Genomic DNA, 25,343 nt, shown 5'->3' with positions numbered 1-25,343 from the left:
CCGAGTGTTGTCCACAGGCGGTGGCTGAAGTCGGAGCGCGGGGACAGAATCGAAGCTGTGGGCCCGACCACACGGGGGGACGACGGGAGGCAGCGGTGAGGACAGCGACACTGGGACCCGCGGAGCGCGCCGAGGCGCTGGCGGGCATGGCCGAGGGTGAGCTGGACGTGCTGGTGGTCGGCGGCGGAGTGGTCGGCGCCGGGACCGCCCTCGACGCGGCGACCCGCGGGCTCGCGACCGGGCTGGTGGAGGCGCGCGACTGGGCGTCCGGCACGTCGAGCCGCTCCAGCAAGCTCATCCACGGCGGGCTGCGCTATCTGGAGATGCTGGACTTCGCGCTCGTCCGTGAGGCGCTGAAGGAGCGCGGGCTGCTGCTGGAGCGGCTCGCACCGCACCTGGTCAAGCCGGTGCCCTTCCTCTACCCGCTGAAGCACAAGGGCTGGGAGCGGCTCTACGCCGGGTCGGGCGTCGCGCTGTACGACGCGATGTCGGTCTCCTCCGGGCACGGGCGCGGGCTGCCCGTACACCGGCATCTGACGCGGCGGCACGCGCTGCGCGTGGCGCCGGCGCTGCGCAAGGACGCCCTGGTGGGCGCCCTGCAGTACTACGACGCCCAGATGGACGACGCGCGCTTCGTCACCACCCTGGTGCGGACGGCCGCGAGCTACGGCGCCCGGGTCGCCAGCCGGGCCCGGGTCGTCGGCTTCCTGCGCGAGGGGGAGCGCGTCGTCGGTGCCCGGGTGCAGGACGTGGAAGCGGGCGGGGAGTACGAGGTCCGCGCCAAGCAGATCGTCAACGCGACGGGCGTGTGGACGGACGACACCCAGGCGCTGATCGGGGAGCGGGGGCAGTTCCACGTACGGGCGTCGAAGGGCATCCACCTCGTCGTGCCCAAGGACCGGATCCACTCGAGCACCGGGCTGATCCTGCGCACGGAGAAGTCCGTGCTCTTCGTGATCCCCTGGGGCCGCCACTGGATCATCGGCACCACCGACACCGGCTGGGACCTCGACAAGGCGCACCCCGCGGCCTCCAGCGCCGACATCGACTACCTGCTGGAGCACGTCAACAGCGTGCTGGCGGTGCCGCTCACCCGGGACGACGTGGAGGGCGTGTACGCCGGGCTGCGGCCGCTGCTGGCCGGCGAGTCGGACGCCACGAGCAAGCTGTCGCGCGAGCACACGGTGGCGCACCCGGTGCCGGGCCTGGTCGTCGTGGCGGGCGGCAAGTACACGACGTACCGCGTGATGGCCAAGGACGCCGTCGACGAGGCGGTGCACGCCCTCGACACGCGGGTGGCGGCCTGCGTCACCGAGGACGTGCCACTGCTCGGCGCCGAGGGCTACCGCGCGCTGTGGAACGCGCGGGCGCGCATCGCGGCCCGGACGGGCCTTCACGTGGCGCGCGTGGAGCACCTGTTGAACCGGTATGGCTCCCTGGTGGAGGAAGTGCTGGAGCTGATAGCCGCCGATCCCTCGCTCGCCGAGCCGCTGGCCGCGGCCGACGACTACCTGCGTGCCGAGATCGTCTACGCGGCGTCGCACGAGGGGGCGCGGCACCTGGACGACGTGCTGACCCGGCGGACCCGGATCTCCATCGAGACCTTCGACCGGGGCACGCGCAGCGCGCGGGAGTGCGCGGAGCTGATGGCGCCGGTGCTCGGCTGGGACCGGGACCACGTCGACAAGGAGGTGGAGCACTACGACAAGCGGGTCGAGGCGGAGCGCGAGTCGCAGCGGCAGCCGGACGACCTGACGGCGGACGCGGCACGGCTCGGCGCGCCGGACATCGTGCCGATCTAGGGCCTGTCTTCCGGATCAGGCCCTAGCCGGCCCGGCGGTCGACCGGTGGGCGCGCGCAGAACTCGGCCTCCAGGAGCGCCGGTTCCAGGGCGGGGAGCGTCCCGGCCGCGAGAGTGTCCGTGTTGACCCGGAAGGTGAGGGTGCGTCGGCCGTCGGCGGTCGCGGCGGTACGGACGTAACTCCCGGTGATGTGTCCGTTGTGTCCCCACACGGTGGTGCCGCAGGACAGGGTGACCGGGTAGACGCCCATGCCGTACGCCCCGTGGGACGGGCGGGTGTCGAGCAGTTCGCGCAGCTGGGGCGAGGGGAGCAGGCGGCCGCCGAGGAGGGCGGCGTAGAAGCGGTTCAGGTCGTCGAGCGTGCTGATCAGCTCGCCGGCCGCGCCCGCGTGGCGCGCGTCGAGGGCGGTCACGTCATGGCCCCGCGCGTCGTACGCGCGGCCGTGCGGGGCGGGCAGTGTGGTCCGGGCGCCGGGGAACGAGGTGCCTGTGAGACGAAGGGGGTTGATGATGCGGCGCCGGGTCTCGTCCGCGTAGGAGTGGCCGGTGACCCGCTCGACGACCATGCCCAGCAGGGCGTAGTTGGTGTTCGAGTACGCGTACGAGCCCGGTGGTCGCGGTGGGCGGGCCAGGGCGCTGCGGACGGCGTCCGCCGGGCGGGCCGGTGCGGGGCCCGCGGCGGTGGCGTAGTCCGGGATGCCGCTGGTGTGCGTCAGCAGGGCGCGCAGGGTGACGCGGCGGCCCAGGGGGCCGGGCAGCAGTCCGGGCAGATGGCGTGCCACCGGGTCGTCCAGGCGCAACCGCCGCTCGGCGCCGAGCTGGAGGACCACCGTCGCGATGAACGTCTTGGTGATGCTGCCCGCGCGGAAGTGGTCCGCACGGTCGATGTCCGGACCAGTGGCCTGGAAACGGGAGGAGCGCGGTGAAGCGGACAACAGGGCGGCGGCGGGCGCGTGGCCTTCGGACACGAACCGCTGCAGGACGGGGGAGTCGGGCACGGGGTCCGGCTCCGGGGAGAGGGGCCGCGCGCCCAGCGCGAGCAGGACCGCCGCCACGACGACGGCGCTTCGCTTCCAGGGCGTTGGCATGGTCCGGGTCCCTTCCTCCGGGGCCATCCTGACGCACGGCGGACCCGGAAGAACCGCCGGTCCCGGAGTGAGGGACAATGGACGCTCTTCCAGGGCGGGTTACCGCATCGCGCGGGAAGCGGCAGGCGCGGGCGAGGATCAGGGATCGCAGAGGGGACGCATGTCGGAAGCGGAGCAGTCGCGGGGCGCGGCGCGGAAACCTCAGCGGGACGAAGCGAAGCCGGGCGCCGAAGCGGACGTCAAGCCGGATGACGGGCAGGCCGGAGGCGCCGTCGAAGGCCGGGCCGACGGCGCGGTCGAAGGCGGTGTGGCCGAAGGCGGCGCGGTCGACGACGGTGCGGGAAAGAGCCGGAGCGGCGGGTCGGATGACGGTCCAGAGGCCGGTCCGGAGGCCGGAGCGGAGGACGGGCCGGACGTGAAGCCGGGTGTCGAGACGGGCGAGGGTGCGGCCGTGAAGTCGGGCGTCGGACAGGACGTGAAGCGGAATGGAACCGCCCAAGCGGAAGCCGAAGCGAAAGCCGAAGCGGAAGCCGGAGCCGAAGCGGAAGCCGGAGTGGCGCGGGTGAAGAGCGGTACCGCGCCCGAGGCCCGGGCGGCGGTCCCCGCCGCACGGTCGGGCGCGGCGGACGACGACGCCAAGTCCACCGGGCCTTCCCGGCCCGCACGGTCCTCGGAGCACTCGGAGCGCTCGGAGCCCTCGCAGGCCGGCAAGCCGGCGGAACCGGGCGGAGCGTCCGCGGCCGCGTCCGAGCCTCCGGCGTCCGCGGCCGCCGCACGCAAGCCGTCGGTACCGGGAGCCCGGCAGCCCGGCGACGCGGACAAGAAGGGCGCCTCCGCCTCCGGCGAGGCGGCAGGCCGCACGACCGGTGCGGCGGCCGGACGCTCGGCGGGTACGGTCGCCAAGACGGCCGAGGGCCGCCTCCTGGCCGGCCGGTACCGGCTCGGCGTCGTGCTGGGCCGCGGCGGCATGGGCACCGTCTGGCGGGCCGTCGACGAGACCCTCGGCCGGACCGTCGCCGTCAAGGAGCTGCGTTTCCCCAACAGCATCGACGAGGAGGAGAAGCGCCGCCTCATCACGCGCACCCTGCGCGAGGCCAAGGCCATCGCGCGGATCCGCAACAACGGCGCGGTGACGGTCTACGACGTCGTCGACGAGGACGACCGCCCCTGGATCGTCATGGAGCTCATCGAGGGCAAGTCGCTCGCCGACGTCATCCGCGAGGACGGCGTGCTCACGCCGAAGCGCGCGGCCGAGGTCGGCCTCGCCATCCTCGACGTCCTGCGCTCCGCGCACCGCGAGGGCATCCTCCACCGCGACGTGAAGCCGTCCAACGTGCTCATCGCCGACGACGGGCGCGTCGTCCTCACCGACTTCGGCATCGCCCAGGTCGAAGGGGACCCGTCCATCACCTCGACGGGCATGCTCGTCGGCGCCCCCTCGTACATCTCGCCCGAGCGCGCCCGTGGCCACAAGCCGGGCCCCGCGGCGGACATGTGGTCGCTCGGCGGCCTGCTGTACGCGTGCGTGGAGGGCTGCCCGCCGTACGACAAGGGCTCCGCCATCGCGACGCTGACCGCCGTGATGACCGAGCAGCTCGACCCGCCGCAGAACGCGGGCCGGCTGGAGGAGGTCATCTACGGCCTCCTGCACAAGGACCCCGAGAAACGGCTCGACGACGCGGGCGCGCGGGTGCTGCTCAACGACGTGATCCACACGCCCGAGGCGTCGGTCGCGCCGCCGGCCCCGGAGCCGTCGCCGGAGGCCACCCGCGTGGTGCCACTGCCGCCCGCGCCCGCGCCCTCGGCCGCGGCGAAGGGCAAGGAGGCGGCCGACGCGGCGGCCGAGCGGATGCGCGGAGCGCTGCGCTCCGTACGCAACGCGGCGACCAAGCCGGAGCCCGCGCCCCGGCCCGGGCCGACGGCGGAGCAGAAGCCGCAGGCACCGGTGCGGGCGCCGCTCACCGACGTGGTGCCGCGCCGCACGCTCGTGGTCATCGCGGTGGTGGCCGTGCTCGCGGTGGTGGCCGTCGTGCTGGCCTTCGCGCTGGGCGGCGACGACGAGAAGGGCACGGGCGGGCAGGGCAAGCCGCAGGGCGGTACGACCGCGTCCGCCGGGGCCACCGGCGGGGACCAGGGCGAGGACGGCGGCAAGGGGGAGGGCGGACAGCAGCCGGCCACCGGTGGCCAGGACGCCACCCAGGGCGCCCAGGGCGGCGGCACCGGCACGAACACCGGCACGAGCACCGGCACCGGTACGAGCACGGGAACCGGCACCAGCACCGGCACGGGCCAGTCCACCGGCGGGACCGGCAACGGCGCGGCCCTCCCGCCCGGCTACACGATGGTCACGAACGACCGCTTCCACTTCTCCATGGCCATGCCCTCCACCTTCCGTATGACGGGCATAGCCGGGCAGAACTCCGGCGGGATATTCAGCGCGAACGGCGGGTTCCCGCGCGTCCAGGTCGACTTCAACGCCAGCCCCAAGGACGACGCCGCCAGCGCCTGGGCCGCGGCGGTGGGCGCCGTCTCGGCCACCAGCAGCGGCTACAAGCACCACGGCATCGCGAAGGTCGACTACAACGGCTACCCCACCGCCGCCGACTGGCAGTTCGAGCGCAATCAGGGCGGTGAGCGGGTATGGGTGCTCAACAGGGGCTTCAAGGTCGACGCCAAGCACGGCTACTCGATCATGATCACCTGCAAGTCCAGCGAGTGGAACGGAGCGGAGTGCACCACGCTGCGCAAGACGGCGTTCGCGACGTTCCGCCCCAAGGACTGACCGGGGCCACGTATCGTGAGAGCGCGAGGACCGTACGAAGCCGATTGGGTAGGTAACGGTACGGGTACTGACCGGTTTTGACGGTTCCGCACGGCCTGGCGGACCGGGGGGACAGCGCGCTCGTGGGGAGGCGTCGTGGAGGACTACGCGGGGAGGGTGCTCGCCGACCGCTACCGCCTGCCCTTGCCGCCCTCGGACGAGTACGACCTCGTCGAGACCCGCGCCTTCGACACCTACAGCGGCCAGGAGGTGCTGGTCCGGCAACTGCCGTTGCCGGAGGTCGTCGAGGCCGAGGTGCTCGACGCCGACGGCACACCGCCGGGGTACGCGGCCGCGCAGCGGCGCGGGGGCCCCGGCCGGGCCACCCGGCGGCCCGGTGACCCTGCCGTACGGCGGGCCGTCGAGGCCGCCCAGGCCGCGGCGCAGATCCCGGACCACCCGCGGCTGGACCAGGTCTTCGACGTGTTCACGGAGGCCGGCTCCCTGTGGATAGTCAGTGAGCTCGTGCCGGCCCGCCCGCTGGCCGCGCTGCTCGCCGAGGAACCGCTGAGCCCGTACCGGGCGGCCGAGATCGCCTCGGACGTGCTCACCGCGCTGCGCGCCCTGCACGCGCACGGCTGGGTCCACCGCAACATCACCGCGCGCACGGTGCTGGTCTGCGACGACGGGCGCGTCGTCCTGACGGGCCTGGCGGCCGGCGCCGCCGAAGAGGCCCTGTGCGGGTACGCGCCGGTCCCCGTACCGGACGACGAGGACGACGACGAAACGGAGCACGCGGACGCGCCGGAAGCCCCCGGGCCGACCCCGGGCGGCGAGCCCGGGCTGCCGTACGGCACGCGGCCGTACGGGGTGGACCCGGCCGGCGCCTCCACGGCGGACCCGCGTGCCGTGCGCGCCGGGGCCATCGCCGCGTACCGGGCCGGGGCGGCCGCCGCGAGCCGCGCCCACGAGGCCGGTGCCGTCGCGTTGCCCCCCGGCGGCACGCTGCCGCCCGGCTACGAGCCCCACCAGGCCCATGCGGCGCTGTACGACGAGGACCTCGACGACCTGGACGACCTCGACGACCACGACGCGTACGGCGGCGAGGCGCCGCGCGCCCTGCTGACGGGCACCTGGCACGACGGCCCCGGCGCCACCGGACCCGTACCGGCCGGCGGCGGCCGCGTGCCCGTGCCCCGGTCCTCGCAGGAGCCCGTGCGGCCCGAGCCCGTACCCGAGCCCGTACCCGTGCCCGAGCTCGAGCCCGGGCGCGCCTCCGCGCCCGCCGGCCGCTGGGACGACGTCGTCGCGGGCAGCCGCCCCGCCACCCCCTACCGAGGCCCGGCCACCCCCCTCGCCGCCGAGCGCGCCCGCCAGGCCCGGATCGCCGTCGTCGGGGCCGTGACCGAGCGGTGGGCGCCCGAGCAGGCCGGGCCCGTCCACGGGACCTGGCAGCTGGCCCCGCCCATCGGCCCCGCCACCGACCTGTGGGCGCTCGGGGCGCTGCTCTACCGCGCGGTCCAGGGGCATGCCCCGTACCCCGAGGAGAGCGCCGCCGAGCTGGTGCAGCTGGTGTGCGCCGAACCGCCCGCGTACGCGGAGGAGTGCGGCCCGCTGCGCCCGGTCGTCGAGTCGCTGCTGCGCCAGGACGCCACCGAGCGCCCCGACTTCGAGGAGCTGCGCGGCTGGCTGCGCTCGCTCATCCGCTCCGCGCCCGAGCCCGACGCGGGCGTCGGCGTCGTCCCCATGCCGTCCGTCCCGGTCGACAGCGCGCGCCTGCCGGTCGTACGCCGACGCGGCGAGCTCGTCCGCAGGCGCCGCGGCCGCGTGGGCACGGTCGAGCAGGCGGGCCACGGCCGCCACCGCCACAAGAAGCCCAGGGCGGCGACCCGCGAGCCGCGCCCGGCGAGAGCGCCCAAGGGGCACCAGGACAGCGCCCGGCGCCCGCGTGCGCTCGGCCGTACGCTCCTGCTGCTCATCCTGGCCGCGCTCGCGGCCGCCATCGCGTACGCCGTGCTGTTCATGCCCAAGGCCGAGCCCCAGGAGCGGCAGCAGCAGGGTGCGGCGCCCCGGCCCACCGCACCCCGGCAGACCGGAGAGGACGGCCGGACCGGGCAGCCGGCGCCCACGCCCACTCCGACTCCCACCACCCCCGCCCCGTCTCCCAACGCCGTCACCCCGACCACCCCCGCCCTCGCCGCCGGCTACACGCTCCGGGAGGACCCCGAGGGCTTCCGCATAGGCGTCCCCAAGGACTGGCGCCGCAGCCCCATCAACGACGTCGGTCAAGTGCGCTACACGAACGGCGACTACACCCTGATCGTGGTCCCCGGCCGCGACACCGTGCGGGCCAACGGCGGCGACCCGATGGAGTACCAGCGCACCAAGGAGCGCGAGCTGCAGCCCTGGCGGGACTCCTCCTGGTCCTCCGTCACCGGCATGCGCCGCGTCGACGTCGGGCAGCAGGTCATGGCGGAGGGCCAGTTCACCTGGCAGGACGTCAACAACCGTGAGGTGTACGTCCGCAACCTCGCCCTCATCGTCGGCGACCGCTACCACGTCATCCAGGTCATCGGCCCGGACGGCCAGCGCGACAAGGTCAACGAGGTCTACGAACAGGCCGTCACCGCCTACCGCGCCACCCGCTGAGCCCCACCGGGGACCGGCACGGCGGCCGTACGCATCACGGTGCGGTCTCCGTGGTGGCCCCGAGGTTCCCTGCCGGTCGCCACCCTCCGTAACCTTGGCCTCCTGAGCAATGGGCGGGGGCAAGTGGAACACTCTGAGGAAACGGCCAAGGGTCTGGTACTGGCCGGGCGTTACAGATTGGCCGAATCCATCGGCCGTGGTGGCATGGGCAAGGTATGGCGGGCCCATGACGAGGTCCTCCACAGGACCGTCGCCGTCAAGGAACTGACGGCGGGCCGTTACGCGTCGGAGGCGGACCGGATCGTCCTCCACGCCCGTACGCAGAAGGAAGCACGCGCCGCCGCCCGCATCAGCCACCCCGGCGTCGTCACCGTCCACGACGTCCTGGAGCACGACGACCGGCCCTGGATCGTGATGCAGTACGTCGACGGGCCCTCCCTCGCCGACGCCGCCAAGGAGGCCGAAAACCGCCGTATCGAAGCGCGTGAGGCGGCCCGTATCGGCATGCACGTGGTGAATGCGCTGCGTGCCGCCCACGCCGCCGGAGTGCTCCACCGGGACGTCAAGCCCGGCAACGTCCTGCTGGCCCGCGACGGCCGCGTGCTGCTCACCGACTTCGGGATCGCCGCCATCGAGGGCGACGCGACCATCACCCGTACCGGGGAACTCGTCGGCTCCATCGACTACCTGGCGCCCGAGCGGGTACGGGGCGGTTCCCCCGGCCCGGCCTCCGACCTGTGGTCGCTGGGCGCCACGCTGTACGCGGCGGTCGAGGGCGCCTCGCCCTTCCGCCGCTCTTCGCCCATCAGCACCATGCAGGCCGTCGTGACGGAGGAGCAGCCGCCCGCCGAGCACGCCGGACCGCTCGCGCCCGTCATCACCGCGCTGCTGCGCAAGGACCCGGCGGACCGGCCCGACGCCGCCGAGACCGAACGGATGCTGCTGGAGGCCATGGAGGGCCGCACTCCGGCCGCCGCTCAGGCGTACGTGCCGACGCGGCGCGTCGACGAGGCGGACCGCGCCGCGGCGACGGCGGACCGGGACGACGCGCCCACCAAGGTGGACGGGCGGCCGGGTGAGGAGACCTCCGGGTCCTCCGCTTCCTCCGCGTCCTCTGGGGCCGCTGGGGCCGCTGGGTCCTCCAGGTTCTCCAGGTCCTCTGGGGTAGCCGGTTCCGCCACGTCAGGCGCGTCCGACCCGCCGGGCGGTCCGGAGTCGTCCGCCCGGTCCGCCCGGTCCGCCTCGTCCGCGCCCGCCCCGAGGACCGCCCAGGAAAGCGCAGCCGCCACCACCCCGGTCGCGGAAAGGGGCGCCGGACGCCGTTGGCGTACGGCCGCCCTCGTCGTCGTCCTCGCCGCCGTCGTCGGCAGCGCCGCCGGCTTCGCCGTGACGCGGTACGGGGACGACGGCGGCAGCCGCCCCGACCGCGCGCTGCCGACGGCCGTCCCGGACGGCTGGGAACGCGTCAAGGACCCGGAAGGTTTCAGCCTTTTTGTGCCCGAGGGCTGGGAGCGGCGCATGGAGGGGGACCAGATCGACTACACCCCTGACAACGGCCGCCACCTCATCCGGATCAGCAAGGACCCGGCGCCGGACTTCGAGACGCCGTGCCTGCACATGAGCGACATCGAGAAGAGCCTGCGGAACCGGCTGCCACAGTATGCACGGAAGCAGCTGCAAACGAACACGTTCCGTGATCAACTGGAATCCTGTCTGTGGGAGTTCACCTGGGTGGAGACCAAGGACAACGCGGGGGAGCGACGCGCGATCGACCAGGTGTACTACGCGGACGACGGAACCGAGTACGCGCTGTACATGTCGTCCCCGGCCGAGGACTGGGCGACCACTCGGAAGCAGTTCGACATCGTGCTGCGCGGCTGGCGTCCCGCCGAGGAGTGACCTCGGCGCGAGCAGAGGGGATGTGCCGTGTCCGGACTGGGGCAGCAGCGGCGGATCGCCGACCGTTACCGTTTGGAATCCCGGCTCGGCCGCGGTGGTATGGGGACCGTCTGGCGGGCGTACGACGAGCTCCTCGGCCGCCGGGTGGCCGTCAAGGAGATCCACGTCGACGCCGGCGCCACCCCTCACTCCTCGCTGCGTGAGGCGCGCGCCGTCGCCCGCGTCCACCACCCGAACGTCATCTGCGTCCACGACGTGGTCGAGGAGGACGGCACCCCGTACATCGTGATGGAGCTCGTCGAGGGACTCTCGCTCGCCGAACTGCTCGCGGTACGCGGCCCCGTCGACCCGCCCGAGGCGGCGCGCATCGGCCTGGCGCTGCTGGGCGCGCTGCGCGCCGCGCACGCGCTCGGGGTGCTGCACCGGGACCTCAAGCCCGCCAACGTCCTGCTGGAGGACGGCACCGGGCGGGTCGTCCTCACCGACTTCGGCATCGCGCACCTCGCGGGGGCGACGACGCTCACGGAGGCGGGGATGTTCGTCGGCTCGCCCGAGTACACCGCTCCGGAGCGGATGCAGGGCGCGCAGGCGGGGCCCGAGACGGACCTGTGGTCGCTGGGCGCGCTGCTGTGCGCGGCGCTGACCGGCCAGTCGCCCTTCCACCGCGACTCCTTGGGCGGGGTGCTGCACGCGGTCGTGGAGGAGGAGGTCCGGCACCCGGCGGCGGCCGGACCGCTGATGCCGCTGGTACGCGGGCTGCTGGAGCGCGACCCGGCGCGCAGGATCGGCGTGGCGGAGGCGGAGCGGTTGCTGAGGACCTACCTGGTGACGGGGACGACCCCGCTGTACGAGCCGCCGCCACCGGCCGAGCGGCCTCCGGAACCGGGCCACGCCCGGGCGCGGGACGAGGCGGCGGAGGACGGAACCGCGCGGACCCGGAGCAGGTGGGCGCAGCGGGCGCAGAGGTCGCAGCGTGCTCGTGAGCGGTCTCGGGGGTCGGAGGGGCCGGAGGGTTCCGAGGGTTCGGCGGGACGGTCCGAGGGGCGATCCGAGAGGGCTCAGCGGTCGGAACTGCTCCACTGGCCACCCCGGCCCTTCCGGCAGACCCCGGGCGGCTCCGACGGCTCTGGTGGCCCGGGTGACGCCGGTGGCCCGGGCGGCTCGGGCGACGCTGGTGGCCCGGGTGCCTCGGGCGGCCCCGCCGTCTCACCGGACTCGGGCGGCGCCGCCGGCGAGGGAGGGGCGCCTGCCCCGGCCGGCTCCGGCGGCCCTGGCGGGGCGCCTGCCGCACCGGGCTCGGGCGGTTCCGGTCGCTCCGGCGGCCCCGGTGGGGCGCCTGCCGTGCCGGACTCCGGCGGTTCCGGCGGGTCCCCCGCCCCGGCCGGCGCCGACACCTCTGGCGACGCCGACACCTCGGGCGGCTCGTCCGCCCCGCGGGACACCACCGCCTCACACAGCCCCGGCTACCCGAGCGCCTCACACGCCCCTACCAAACTCACCAACCCCACCAACCCCGCATGCTCCAGCAGCCCCGGTGACGCCACGGCCACCTCCCCCCTCTCCCCTCCACCCAGTGCCACGGCCGCCCCCACCGCCCCCATCCCTCCGCCCCACTCCGCCGTCACCCGCCCCACGCCCACCGCCCACCGCACGCGCCACCCGCTCCGCACCCCCGTCGTGGCCGCCACCGTGCTGGCCGCCGCCGCGGCGCTCGCCGGGGCGGGCGCGGCGGGCGTGCTGCTCCTGCGCGACGACCCCGGGGACACCGGTGACGGCGGCGCCGCGCCGCCCGTGGCCACCGTCACGGCGTCCCCCTCGGGGCACCAGAGCGGCCCCACCCCCGCTCCCGCCCCGACCCCGACGCGCTCCACCCCCGTACCCGCCGGGTACCGCGCCGTCTCCGACCCCGGAGGCTTCTCCCTCGTCGTCCCGGAGGGATACCTCCGCAGCACGGACGGCCAACGCGTCTACTACATGTCCCCGGACAAGGCGTACCGGATCGGCATCCGGATCCGCCGGCCCGTCGAGGGCGGCCCCCTGGCGGCCATGCGCCGCGCCGACGCCGACGGCCCGGACGGCAACCCCGGTTACCGCGACGCCAAGGTCACCCCCACCACGCACAACGGCCTGCCCGCCGCCCTCCGCGAGTTCACCTGGAACGGTTTCACGGACGGCGAGGGTCCCCGGCGTACGTACGACATCTGCTGGGACGAGGGCGGCCGCCTGTACAACGTGTGGGTCTCGGCACCGCTCACGCGCCTGGACGAGCTGAAGCGCCATTTCGACACGGTTCTGGATTCCTTCCGCGTGCGGCACGCCTGACGAGCCCCTGATCAGGGCTTATTTGCCAGTGATCGCTGGCGTGGTGTGAGGGTCCCGCGAAAAGCTGTTACCGGCGGGTACCGCGCGCCCGGCATTCCGCATACCCTCGCCCCCATGACGGACTCGACGGACACGACGGACTCCACGGAGACGCGGGCCACCTCTGCCCCCTCGGCTTCCCCCGCAGCGACGGAGCGGATCGGGACGAACCCCGTGGCCCCCGCCCCGGCCGGCGCCCGCACCGCCGCCGATGTGGTCACACCCGAGGTGGTCGCCCAGCTCACGCGCGGCGTGGTCGGTTCCGGCCGCACGGCCAACCACACGCCGTTCACCGGCGAGAAGCTGGCGGACCTGCCGGAGTCCACCCCCGAGGACGTCGCCGAGGCGTTCGCGCGCGCCCGCGCCGCCCAGCCGGTCTGGGCCGCGACCCCGGTCCGCGCCCGTGCCGCCGTGCTCCTCCGCTTCCACGACCTGGTCCTCCAGCGCCAGGCCGAAGTGCTGGACCTGATCCAGCTGGAGACCGGCAAGGCGCGCCTGCACGCCCACGAGGAGGTCCAGGCCGTCGCCGTCGCGGCCCGCCACTACGGCCGCCGCGCGGGCGCGTACCTGAAGCCGAAGCGCCACGCCGGCGTCGTACCGGCGCTCACCAAGGTCACGGAGCTGCGTCAACCGCGCGGTGTCGTCGGCCAGATCGCGCCCTGGAACTACCCCCTCGAACTCTCCGTCGGCGACGCGCTGCCCGCCTTCGTCGCCGGCAACGCCGTCGTCATGAAGCCCGACACCGAGACCGCGCTGACCGCGCTGTGGGCCCGTGACCTGCTCATCGAAGCCGGTCTGCCGGCCGAGGTCTTCCAGGTGGTCCTCGGGGACGGCCCGGTCGTCGGCCCCGAGGTCGTCAAGCACGCCGACTACGTCTCCTTCACCGGCTCCACCCGCACCGGCCGCGAGGTCGCCCAGGGCGCCGCCGCCCGGCTCGTCGGGGTCTCCCTCGAACTCGGCGGCAAGAACGCCATGCTGGTCCTCCACGACGCGGACGTGGAGAAGGCCGCCGCCGGTGCCGTCCGCGCCTGCTTCTCCTCCGCCGGCCAGCTGTGCATCTCCATCGAGCGGCTGTACGTCCACGCGTCCATAGCCGACGACTTCATCGAGCGCTTCGCCGCCCGTACGAAGGCGATGCGGCTCGGCAACTCCCTCGCGTACGGCGCCGACATGGGCTCCCTGGTCGGCGAGCGCCAGCTGGAGACGGTGACCCGGCACGTCGACGAGGCCGTCGCCAAGGGCGCCACGCTCCTCGCGGGCGGCGTCACCCGCCCCGACATCGGCCCGCTCTTCTACGAGCCGACCATCCTCGAAGGCGTCCAGGAACCGATGTCCGTCTGCGCCGAGGAGACCTTCGGCCCGGTCGTCTCGGTGTACCGCTTCACGGACGAGGACGAGGTCGTCGAGCGCGCCAACGCCACCGCGTACGGCCTCAACGCCAGCGTCTGGACGAAGGACGGCCGCCGCGGCCACGCCGTCGCCGCCCGCCTGCGTACCGGCACGGTCAACATCAACGAGGGCTTTGCCCCGGCGTACGGCAGCGTCCAGTCGCCCATGGGCGGCATGAAGGACTCGGGCCTCGGCCGCCGCCACGGCTCCGAGGGCATCCTCAAGTACACCGAGGCCCAGACGATCGCGCAGCAGCGGCTGATGCCACTGGCGCCGTCCTTCGGCATGGACGACGAGAAGTACGCGGCGTTCATGAGCCACAGCCTGCGGCTGATGAAGGCGTTCCGCTTCCGCTAGACCTTTCCCCCTCCCCTTCGGTACGAGGAGAGTTCATGCCCCACCAGGACGAATCGCCTTCCGAGGACGCGTACGACTACGACGTCATCGTCGTCGGCTCCGGCTTCGGCGGCTCGGTCTCGGCCCTCCGCCTCACGGAGAAGGGCTACCGGGTCGGCGTCCTGGAGGCGGGCCGCCGCTTCACCCGGGAGACCCTGCCCAAGAGCTCCTGGGACGTGAAGAACTACCTCTGGGCCCCCGCCCTCGGCCTGTTCGGCATCCAGCGCATCCATCTGCTCGGCAACGTCATGGTCCTGGCGGGCGCCGGTGTCGGCGGGGGCTCCCTCAACTACGCGAACACCCTCTACGTACCGCCCGCGCCCTTCTTCCAGGACAAGCAGTGGGCCGCCATCACGGACTGGCAGGCGGAGCTGGCGCCGTACTACGACCAGGCCAAGCGGATGCTGGGCGTACGCCTCAACCCGACCATGACGCCCTCGGACGTCCACCTCAAGGCCACGGCCGAGGCGATGGGGGTCGGCGACACCTTCCACCTCGCCCCGGTCGGTGTCTTCTTCGGCGACGGCCGGGACGCCGACGGTACGGCGAAGGCCCCACCCGGCTCGACCGTGCCCGACCCGTACTTCGGCGGGGCCGGCCCCGACCGGAGCGCCTGCACGGAGTGCGGCTCGTGCATGACCGGCTGCCGGCACGGCGCGAAGAACACCCTCACCGAGAACTACCTCCACCTCGCCGAGAAGGCGGGGGCGGTCATCCACCCCATGACCACGGTCACCGCCCTCACCGAGTCGGCCTCCGGCGACGGCTACCTGGTCACCACCGTCCCCACGCACCGCCGCCGCAAGGCCACCCCGCGCACGCTGCGCTGCCGGTACGTCGTCGTCGCGGCGGGCACGTACGGCACGCAGACCCTGCTGCACCGCATGAAGGACGAGGGGAAACTGCCCCGCCTCTCCTCCCGCCTCGGCGAGCTGACCCGTACGAACTCGGAGGCGCTGGTCGGGTCCCAGACCACGGACCGCCGCTACCGCAAGCGCCACGGCCACCGCCGCGTCGACTTCACGCGCGGCGTCGCGATCACGTCCTCCATCCACCCGGACGCCAACACCCACATCGAGCCCGTCCGCTACGGCAAGGGCTCCAACGCCATGGGGTCCCTGTCGATCCTCCAGGTGCCGTACTCCGACCACCGCGTCGCCGCCTGGCTCGGCAACGTCGCCCGCCACCCGCTGCAGGCGCTGCGCTCTTTCTCCAACCGCCGCTGGTCGGAGAAGACCATCATCGGGCTCGTCATGCAGTCCCTGGACAACTCCCTCACCACCTACCGCAAGCGCGACGGCATCGGGAAGGGCCTCCTCACCGCCCGCCAGGGTCACGGCGCCCCGAACCCCAAGCAGATCCCCGAGGGCACGCGAGCGGCCTCCCTCCTCGCCGAGGAGATCAACGGCTTCGCCGGCTCGAACGTCGGCGAGCTCATGGGCACCCCGCTCACCGCGCACTTCCTGGGCGGCTGTGTGATCGGCGCGACGGCCGAGGACGGCGTCATCGACCCGTACCACCGCCTCTACGGCCACCCGGGCATCTCGGTCGTCGACGGCGCGGCCGTCTCCGCCAACCTCGGCGTGAACCCGTCCCTCACCATCACGGCCCAGGCGGAACGCGCCATGTCCTTCTGGCCCAACAAGGGCGAACCGGACCCCCGCCCCCGCCAGGGCGCCGCCTACGAACGCCTCACCCCGGTCGAACCCACGTCCCCGGCGGTCCCGGCGGACGCCTTCGCGGCGCTGAAGCTCCCGTTCCTGGGCATCCCCACGGTCCCGCCGAAGGCATAACCGGACACACGAGAGGCGCTGCACCCCCCTCCGAGTGCAGCGCCTCTCTTGTCTGTGTGGTGCTGGTTACGCGGTGGCGCCGCTGTTGCGACGACGCATCGCGAAGACGACACCGGCACCGGCGACGATGGTGATACCACCGGCGATACCGATCACCGGCAGCATCGACGACGAACCGGTCTCGGCGAGGTTGCCGGTGACGGGCAGCGGCTTGGCCTCACCCTGCGGCTTCACGTCGGTCTTCGGCTTCTCGCCGGAAGGCTTGGCGTCCTCGACCTCACCCGGGGTCTTGCCGGCCGCGAGGACCTGGAACGGGTACATGTCGCCGTTCTCGAAGCACTTGTACGACTCGTCCTCGGCGCCGTTGTCGTAGGCACCGACGGCGATCGCCAGGCCGTCGCCGGCCGGCGCGCCCTTGTCGATCTTCACGCGGAGGTCGATGGTGACCTGCTTGCCGGCGTCCAGGTCGAACTGGCCGAAGAAGACGCCGTTGTTGACGCCGCTGCCCTCGAAGTCGTTGATCCACTCGCCGGACTCGGGGTCCTTGTACTCGAAGTGGGCGTACTCGTCGACCAGCTTGTTCGTCTCCTCGCTCTCCATCTCGTCCGCGTAGGTGGCGGCGGTGAAGACGTTGAGGTCGCGGATGTCCTGCTTGCCGGTGTTCTTCACGTTGAACGTGAAGTTCTTCCAGCCGCTACCCGCGGTGATCTTGTTCGGGAAGCCGCCGAGCGAGACCGAGACGGAGCCCTCCTCGCACGCGAAGTCCTCGTCACCCTCGCCCTCGCCCTCCTCTTCCTCGGCGGGCTTCTCGGCGGGCTTGTCGCCGGTGGCGGGCTTCTCGCCCTCCGCGGGCTTCTCCGCGGGCTTCTCGCCGGTGGCCGGCTTCTCACCCTCGGCCGGCTTCTCGCCCTCGGCGGCGGGCTTCTCGTCCTCCGTGGCCGGCTTCTCACCCTCCGCGGCGGGCTTCTCGCCCTCGGTGGTGTCCGCGTCGTCCGGGGTCGTCGAGCCCGGCGTCGTGGTGTCGTCGTCCGCCGTGTCCGGCGTCGTCGTGTCGGGCGTGGTGGTGCCCTGCTCCCCGGCGCCGCCGGTAGAGGTCGTGCTGGTGGTGCCGTCCGTCGCGTACGCGGCCGGAGCCGCCAGGAAGGCGGCAGGGGCGATGACGGCGGTCGCGGCGGCGACCGCCATGGCGCGGCGAAGCTTCATTCAAGACCTCGTGGTCTGGCGTACCGCATCACGCGGCACGGAGTCTGGCGGGCCGCCTCCCGAGGTGGGGGTGTCACGGGTGTGGCCGTTGTTTCGCATGCATGACCCGTGACGGGTGGGGATGGTTGTGCGCCAACTGGCGAAAACTTTATGTGGCCTGCGTCACACGAATGGCCCAGCGTCCGGCCGCCGGACTTCGTACCAGTACACCTTGTCGGCATTGGTCTCGAAGCAGGGAAGGGGTTCGTCGCCGCCGCGCAGCTCTTGCAGGACCGCTGATACCCCTCTGTGAAGAAGTCCCCGGCGCCCATCTGGAGACTGACCGCAGGACTGCGCTCCTTGACGTCTCGGCGACCATGTGCCGCTCCCTTTGGCCGCTGAGGCCCGGCAGCTTGGCCCGTCAAGGAGGGCACGCATTCGGCGAGGTCGCTGTCCTTCTACCCTGCATCGCCTCTGTTCTCCTTCCCTGGCGTTCCGTGAGCTTCTTCTCCAGTGTCAAGCCATTGGCGACCTCGTCCGACCCATGACGAACCCCGAGATTCACCCGCCGCAGCCGTTGACGTTGTCGTCAGTGTTGCCGCCAAGAGCTGCCAAAAAGCCCCACCAGCATTCCGCAGGTGGGGCTTTCGGTAATTTGGAGGGTTTATTCTAATTACTCTCCGCGCCGCCTGGGGGGCGCGCTATCTCCTTCGCATAATCGATCGCTACGGCCACGACATGCGCGTCGGCCATCCTGGATGTCGGCATGAGGTAGAGGCCGTCCGCAGCGTCTATGCGGATTTCGCAAACGCAATCTCCGGTATCCATGGCGCGGCATTCGACATACTTGGCATCTTCATGAATGCTGGCCACAAGGAAGAGGCGATACCTTTGCCCTGCGATTTCTACTACCCTCACCCGAGGAACCCTTCGAATGTGAGCCCGCCTCCGCGCATACTCCAGCGTGCGCCGTAGCTACCGTCTGGATGCCATATGTCGCGAACCGTGCCGCCATAGTGCGCTGATGCAGAACCCACCGTGTCTGTGCTGCCTGGATTGGTCAGCAGCTCGAGGATCATATTGTCGCCTACTTCAGTCCGCTCCGCATCCGAGGCGAGGGTCGGGAACTTGCTTGCGTGAATCGGTCCCCGGCTCGGGTCTGCATGCTTCTGAAGTGCGCGCCCCGCATTGCTTTGACCGCGAGCAATTTTACCTGTGCGTGTGTCGATTTTGGCCTTTTTGTAAGGCCCGGTCGCAGCAGCAGCCAGCTCATCAACTGAGGCAGACCCGCAGTTGTGAACGAGGACCGGAGCAGCCCCGGCCAGCACGTAGTACGTGTGGATGTCGGCGACAGTGAGGTTGTGAACCGTCGCCTGCTGGGTCCAGCGCTGCACAGCCGTGATCTGGACGTGCGTGCCGGCGCTGGTGCGGAGCCACTGGCCTGACTTCAGGTCGGTGGCGTCGATCCATTCGCGGAGCTCGGGGACCCAGAAGGGATGCCCGTCGGTGGCCGTAATGGTCGCCGACTTGTCGCCCTTCTCGCCGTCGATGTCGACGGTGACCTCGACCAGGTTCTTGGACCCCTTGCCGATGATGGTGGCGGAGACATCCTTGGCCGACGTCTCGCCGGTCTCGGGATCCGTCGCGATGACCTTGTCGCCGGGCTTCAGGTCCTTGATGGCCTTCTTGCTGCCGTCGGCCATGAGAACGAGGGTCTCGGGCGTGAAGCTGTTGACGGTGCAGGACTCACCGGCGCCGCCACCCCCTCCGCTGTCGCCTCCGCCTCCGCCATCACCACTGTCAGCCTTCTTCGCGGCTATCGCCGCCGCTTCGTCGGCTTCGGCTTTCTTCGCCGCTATGGCCGCATCCGCTTTCTTGTTCCACGCGGCCATCTCTTCCGTGTACTTGGCCATGGCGACGGCGTCGGAGTCGGCGCGCTTGATGATGCCGACGGCCCATCGGACGTCGTCCTCCCATCTGCGGTAGGCGTCCCATGCCTTGTCGAGGGCCTTGAAGACGCGCTTTCCGCTACCCGCCATCGGAACCGCGGCCTCAAAGGCCAGCATCGCGCAGGTGCCCACGTCTCCACCGAGACAGTCGGCGATGTCATCCCACCCGGTAAGCCCCTTCAGGGCCTCCTTGGCCACTTGGAGAGCGACATCGGTTTTGCTCTGTTGCTTGAACGCGCGAGCGCGTTCGACGTCGCTCTTACTGACGCTTGCCACCGGCCGGGCAGGCGCGGGAGGGACGCCGGCGCCGGCGGCAGCGCGGGCCTTTCGCTCATGGATGATTTTTGGCAGGCTGAACCACAGGCCGGTGGGGTCGCTGTAGGTGATCGGGCTGTTGTTGGCGTACGCGTACGGGTTCATCGTCTGCGACTCGGCCATGTCCATCATCGGATCGACCGAGATGAACCGCCCCACCGCCGGGTCGTATTCGCGTGCCCCGAGATGGGTGAGCCCCGTGGACTCGTCGACCGTCCCGCCGACGAAGCCCTTCTCGCCTGGCCAGATCGAGGGCTTCTCGCCCCGCGCCTCCCCGAAGGGTGTGAACTTGCGCCGCGTGACCGCCTGGGTGGTGGCATCCACTGACGTGGTCGCCGTGCCGTTGCGGTCGCCGAGCAGGTACGAGGTAGTGATCGTGCCGGCTTGGGCGACCTTGACCATGCCGGGGCCCGCCGGGTGGGAGAAATAGCGCGTGCCCTTGGCGATGTTGCCGGCCTTGTCGAGCTTGAGCTCGGTGCCCGGCAGGTAGAGCGTCGTCCCGGTGGGGTCGCGTCGTATGAGGCGGTTGCCACCCGCGTCGTAGACGTATGACGTGCTCTCCGTGCCCTTGGTCACGCTCTGCAGGTGGCCTTCGACGTCCCACTCGAGGGTCTGGGTGTTGCCCTGGACGACACGCTTCGTGGTGTTGCCGGCCGTGTCGTACGCGAAGAGGTCCTCCCGCTCGCCCTGCGGCCCCTTGGTGTGGACCTTGGACAGGCGGCTGGTGGTGGTGCCCCCGGTCTCGTAGGTGTAGGTGCGGATGACGTCCTTGGCGGTGTCGCCGACGGTGTCGTGCTTGACCTCGGTCTTGCGGTTGCCGACAGCGTCGAAGGTGTACGACGTCCAGTACGGGTCCGGACCGCCCACCTTCGGCGCCGATCCCGGGCCTGCGCTGCCGGGCTTGGCCGCGCAGTCGTCCGTCGCCGTCCAGGCGTCGGTCATGCGCCGCAGGTAGTCGTAGGCGAAGCACTGGGTGTCGGTCGTGGCCTGCGCCGGGTTGGCACCCTGTGCATCCGTGATCTTCAGGACGTTGCCGACGTCGTCGTAGGCCGTACGCACATCACTGATGCGTGCAGTGCTGGTCAGCCCGACTTCCTGGTCGTACACGGAACGGGTCGACCGGCGGGTCTGCTCGTCGAACTCGTGGCTGGAGATCAGCTGCTTGCCGGCCGGTCCCACCCTCGTACGCACCACGTCGCCCAGGGGCGTGTACTGCGTCTGCGCGACGAAGGTCCTGCCCGCGACCGACATCGTGTCGACCACGTCGAAGCCGTTGTAGCCGAGGCTGACACGCTCGGAGGGCAAGCCGCCCGCCGCCGGATGCGTGACCGTCTGCGGGAGGCCGGTCGTCTTGCTGTACGTGTTGGTGTAGAGGTAGTCGCCCGCCAGCTTCCCCTCGGACGCGGGGATAGTGACCTTGTTACCCAGCGGGCGGTACTCCGCGTCGTACGCCGTGACCGCCTGGGTGTAGGCGTTCCCGTTGACGTAACGCGTCGAGCTCACCGGCAGACCGAGCGCGCCCGGCAGGGTGTCGTACGTCTGCTCGGTGATCTTCGGTCCGGTGAGCGCGCCCTCGTGGGTGGCGGTGACGCGGCCGAGGGCGTCGTAGGCGAAGGCGACCGTCTTCGCCGGGACACGGCCGTCGGTGACGGTCAGGACACGATCGCCCTGGTCGTACGTCGTCTTCGACGTCCCCTTGTCGGGGTCCACCGTCTCGTACGCGCGGCCGCGGATGTCGTACTTGTACGACCACCTGTTGCCCGCCTGGTCGGTGACCGACTCCAGCAGCCCCCGCCGTTCGTACGTGTAGTCGATCTTGTCGAACGTTCCCGAAGGGCTGTCGCCCTTGAACTGCTGGAGCTGGGTCTTACGACCCTTGGCGTCGATCAGCGCCTTGGTCGGGGTGTCGCCCTTGGGCGGGTCGACCGCTATCCAGTCGCCGCCGTACGACGTCGTCGTTCGCCAGGTCTCCGCGCCGAGCTTCCGGGCGATCGTCGCCACCGGGCGCCCCATGCCGTCGTACTCCATGCGCGTGGACGCCGGCACCTTGTTGTCGTCCGAGATCCACAGACCGGCCGACGGGGCCTGGTCATTGAAGTGGGCGCCGTTCTCCTTCCAGATCAGCCCGCGGCTGTCGTAGAAGGTGTCCGTGATGACCCGGCCGCCGTCGAGCGCGGGCTGCTGGGTCTGACGAAGACGGAGCGCACCGTCGTAGATGTCGTAGCTGGTGCGGTAGGTGCCTCTCTCCAGAAGCCGCTTGGTGGTGATGACCACCGGAGCGTCCGGGGTCACGCTGTAGCCGAACTCGGCGTCCGGGATCGTCGTCGCCGGGTCGCGGTCCGGTGACCACACCTTGAGCAGACGGCCGAGCGCGTCGTACTCCATCACGGAGCGGCGCTTGTTCGCGTCCTCCTGCGCCACCGGCAGGCCACGACCAGGATCCAACTCGGTGGAACTCACGTGACCGAGCGCATTCGTCGTCGTGATCTTCGTGACGACCGAGCCTGACGCGGGGGTGTACGACGTCTTCGTGACGTTGCCGTACACATCCGTCGCCGACATGGGGCGTCCGTACGCGTCGAAGGTCGTGGACCCGTTGAGCGTGTAGACCGGCTGGCCGTCCTTGTACCCCGACAGCGACTCGGCCTTGATGACGTTGCCGACGGTGTCGTAATGGACGAGCTTGTCCGACGCGACATCCTGCGGACGCTGGATCGTGGTCGCGTCACACGCCTTGGTGAGCGACTCCACCCGCTTCTGGAGCGACATGAGCCACTTGGACAAGTCCTCGACGTACTCGTAACGGACACACGTGTCGTCGTCCGGCTTACCCGTGTTGCCGCGGTCGGTGGTGCTGAGCACCCGGCCCCGGGTGTCGTACGTGTGCTCGACCGCCGTACGGATCATGCCCCGGCCGTCCGAGAGCACCGTGCGCGAGGCGATGGTCGTGGTGCCCTGCACCCATGCCTGCAGCGGCTGCGCACCCTCGTCGCCGCGTTTGCGGGACGCGGTCGGGCCGTGGACCCATGGTGTGTAGAGCGTCGCCGACTCGAGAGCCCCGCCCTCGCCGTTGTAGTAGAGGGTTTCGCGCGTCTGCCCGGCGTACAGCTCGTGGTCGGCGACCTCGCCGCCCTCGCTGTCCTTCACCTTCACCGACCGCCGAGTACCGCCGGCGAGCTTGTCGCCGTCCATGCCTCGGAAGTAGAGGTTCTCCACCATCGTGCGCTTGTCCGGCGCGACGCCCACCAGGGTCCGTACGCGCTCGTAACCGCGCCACTGCGACCACGTGCGCGCACGCTCGCTCAGGACCTCCGACTCGTCGTCATAGGCCCAGGCCGGCGTACCCAGGTAGACGTAATTGGTCTCCTTGGTCGGCGACGTGCCGTTCTTGTCCTCCTCGCGCACCTGGTCCACGCGGTGCTTGTGGAACCAGTCGGTGGAGTACACCTTCTTCATGCCGGTCGGGTCGGTGGGGTCCGGGACCTCTCTGACGACCGGATAACAGCGGAGCGTGTTCGTATCGGGAGTGGCAGGGAGCTTCTTCGGCTCCACGCTGCTGCACTCGGGCGCGGCGTACTTCACCGCGATCCGCGCACCGGTCTCCGTCTGGATCGTCTCCACACGCCAGCGCAGGAAGGGCGGGTTGCCGTCGGTGTCGTTGTCCACCCGGTTGGGCAACTGCTTGCCCCCGAAGACGACCGGTGGCATCGCGATGGGCGTGCCGTTCTTGCCCGTGTGCTGGATCTTCGCGAGCCACAGCGGGTAGTCTCCCGCCACGCCGCCGTCACCGGTGGACTTGAAGTCCTGCGTCAGGGTCCAGGTATCGACCGGCTCGTGCTTACCGGCCTTGAGTACCCAGGTGTTGACGGCGGTCAGCCGCTTGCGGGAGAAGAACGTCGGCGAGTAGCGGTCCTTGCACTCCTTGCCCGACTCGCACAGCATGTCGGCGGGTACGTCGGGCCAGTTGCGCGTGGTCTCCCACTGCGCCTCCGAGGTCAGCTTGGCCTCGGCGCAGTCGAAGGTATCCGTCTTGATGCAGCGCTCGACCACATCGAACGTGATCTGGGCGGGGGCCGCCGCGAAGAGGGCGTCGCTCCGCAGACCGTACGAGACGCGGGTCAGCCAGCCGCCCCGGTCGTAGCCACGGGCGGTGGACTTGCCCAGCTCCGTGACGTTGGAGCCGTAGTGGTTGCGCTCCTTGGCGTACCAGTAGGTCATCGCGTTGCCGCGGGGGTCGACCACGTAGTCGAGGTTCCAACGCCAGGCCTGATCGCACACCGACTCTGCGTACGCCGTCTGGTGGCAGTCCTCGCCCGGGTGGTTGCCGTACACCGGCACGGTCCACGCGGAGTTCGTCTCCGCGTTCCCGGCGGCCCAGCCGGGGAGCCGGTGCAGGCCGAAGTAGAACTGGACGCCCTGCATGTTGGTGACGCGCCAGTACTCCTTCTCCGTGTCGCCGTTGACCGCTCCCTTGACCAGCTCGACGCGGGAGCCGTCGTCCCCCTGCGGACGCCACTTCTTGGTCGCGTCGTCCAGGACGAGCTGCGTGGAGGAGCCGTTGAGCGACATCGTCACCATCGGCGGGCCCTGGCAGAGGTCACCGGTCGGGTTCTTCGGGTTGTTGTGGCCCGAACCCTCCTTCCGGTCCTCCGAACACGGCAGGTAGGTCCGCTCGATGAAGTTCGAGGCGAGGTCCCAGCCGTCGCCGACCCAGCTGGGCTGCTGGGACGTCGCCGAGGAACGCCCGTCCACACTCGCCGAGGAGTAGCTCAGCCCCAGGGACGGACCGGGACCGCCCAGCGACGCCGGGATCTCCATCGGGTACGACCAGGAGAAGTCACCGGATGCACCGCCACCCTGCCAGGAACCGGAAGGGCTCAACGACGTCGCGCGGTAGTCGCCGTTGGCTCCGCTCGCGCCGGCTGTGGCAGCCAGGACCATGGGGGCGGGTTTCGCCGGCGCGGCCTTGGTCCCGGAGGCCTTGGCCGCGGACGGCTTGGCCTGCGGCTGGATCGTCGCGGTGACGGTTCCCGCAGCCGCGTTGTTCGTCGTGGCGAGCGGCGTGCGTGTCTGACATTCCGGCTTCTGCGGAGTCGTCAGGGCACACTCGGGGAGCGCCACGAACGTCAGACGCGAACCCCAATCGCCGCCATAGGCATTGCGGAAGCCCCGGTAGTCCAGCTCCACGGCCAGCGGGCTCGGCGACACGCCCGTGTCCGTCCGCTGCACCTTCAGCAGGAGCCCGTCCACCCCCGCACGCTGGGCGGACGCCCGGTCCTTGACCTCGACCCTGGCCCGTACGGGTGGCGTGGCGGCGTTTGGCTTGGCGACGGCGAGTCGTACGGGGACTGTGCCGGCCTTCACCGCCGTTCCGGCCACGGACCCGGTGAGGCGGGACTTCGCGGGAGCCGTCGTGGACGGCAGTGTGACATCGGCGGTGCCGGGTTTCGGCCAGGCCACCGTCGGCGCGGCCTTCCAGGTCCGTTCCCCGGAGAGCGCCTTGCTGGATGCGCCCTTGGCGGGCTTACCGGGAACATTGGTGAGTTTCTGCAGCCCCGGCAGAAGATTTTCCGGCGCTGCCACGGCGACCGGAGTCGACGGCAGTCCGGTAACGAGGATGGTGGACGCAAGCGCCGGGACTGCCCAGCGCGTCATCGGCCGAAAACGTATGCGCCGTCTTATCTGCCCAGCGCGTAAACGTGATCTCAAGATCCCCCCTGTATTTGCGAAAACGCACAACCGGCCGGAGAACGTATCACT

At 71.4% G+C, this 25,343-nt stretch carries 9 protein-coding genes and 1 pseudogene; 7 read left to right on the top strand and 3 right to left on the bottom strand.

Going from position 1 to position 25,343, the window contains the following annotated elements; translation table 11 throughout:
- Positions 1-95: 95 nt before the first annotated feature.
- Positions 96-1,802: a glycerol-3-phosphate dehydrogenase/oxidase gene (locus tag ACZ42X_RS26235; RefSeq protein ID WP_468294815.1), complete on the top strand. Its 1,707-nt coding sequence runs from the start codon at positions 96-98 to the stop codon at positions 1,800-1,802.
- A gap of 22 nt (positions 1,803-1,824) precedes the next feature.
- Here ACZ42X_RS26235 and ACZ42X_RS26230 read toward each other — a convergent pair whose 3' ends face one another.
- On the bottom strand, positions 1,825-2,889 hold the full coding sequence (locus ACZ42X_RS26230; RefSeq protein WP_468294812.1) for a serine hydrolase domain-containing protein: 1,065 nt from the start codon (positions 2,887-2,889) through the stop codon (positions 1,825-1,827).
- A gap of 160 nt (positions 2,890-3,049) precedes the next feature.
- Between ACZ42X_RS26230 and ACZ42X_RS26225 the strand changes: the two genes are divergently transcribed.
- The 6 genes and pseudogenes from ACZ42X_RS26225 to ACZ42X_RS26200 all read left to right on the top strand — a co-directional run bounded on the left by ACZ42X_RS26225 (position 3,050) and on the right by ACZ42X_RS26200 (position 16,137).
- The gene (locus tag ACZ42X_RS26225; protein ID WP_468294809.1) at positions 3,050-5,671 is read left to right on the top strand and encodes a serine/threonine-protein kinase; all 2,622 of its coding nucleotides are present in this window, start codon (positions 3,050-3,052) and stop codon (positions 5,669-5,671) included.
- A 135-nt stretch (positions 5,672-5,806) separates the two neighbouring features.
- Positions 5,807-8,299: a protein kinase gene (locus ACZ42X_RS26220; protein ID WP_468294806.1), complete on the top strand. Its 2,493-nt coding sequence runs from the start codon at positions 5,807-5,809 to the stop codon at positions 8,297-8,299.
- 123 nt (positions 8,300-8,422) lie between these two features.
- Positions 8,423-10,198, top strand: coding sequence for a serine/threonine-protein kinase (locus ACZ42X_RS26215; protein WP_468294803.1), 1,776 nt, complete (start codon positions 8,423-8,425; stop codon positions 10,196-10,198).
- A 99-nt stretch (positions 10,199-10,297) separates the two neighbouring features.
- A pseudogene (locus ACZ42X_RS26210) lies at positions 10,298-11,086 on the top strand (serine/threonine-protein kinase); the annotation flags it as partial.
- A gap of 1,548 nt (positions 11,087-12,634) precedes the next feature.
- Positions 12,635-14,305, top strand: a complete 1,671-nt coding sequence (locus ACZ42X_RS26205; protein WP_468294800.1) for a succinic semialdehyde dehydrogenase — start codon at positions 12,635-12,637, stop codon at positions 14,303-14,305.
- A gap of 35 nt (positions 14,306-14,340) precedes the next feature.
- The gene (locus ACZ42X_RS26200; RefSeq protein WP_468294797.1) at positions 14,341-16,137 is read left to right on the top strand and encodes a GMC oxidoreductase; all 1,797 of its coding nucleotides are present in this window, start codon (positions 14,341-14,343) and stop codon (positions 16,135-16,137) included.
- A 66-nt stretch (positions 16,138-16,203) separates the two neighbouring features.
- Here the strand turns inward: ACZ42X_RS26200 and ACZ42X_RS26195 are convergent, their stop codons facing one another.
- Together ACZ42X_RS26195 and ACZ42X_RS26190 are read right to left on the bottom strand one after the other, a co-directional pair.
- Positions 16,204-17,340, bottom strand: coding sequence for an LAETG motif-containing sortase-dependent surface protein (locus tag ACZ42X_RS26195; RefSeq protein ID WP_468294794.1), 1,137 nt, complete (start codon positions 17,338-17,340; stop codon positions 16,204-16,206).
- An 893-nt stretch (positions 17,341-18,233) separates the two neighbouring features.
- The gene (locus ACZ42X_RS26190) at positions 18,234-25,238 is read right to left on the bottom strand and encodes a polymorphic toxin-type HINT domain-containing protein (RefSeq protein WP_468294791.1); all 7,005 of its coding nucleotides are present in this window, start codon (positions 25,236-25,238) and stop codon (positions 18,234-18,236) included.
- Positions 25,239-25,343 lie beyond the last annotated feature (105 nt).

The organism is Streptomyces sp. NPDC030862 (assembly GCF_055571835.1).
Note: the sequence above shows the minus strand (reverse complement) of the source record. Positions and strands in the feature narration are given on the sequence as shown.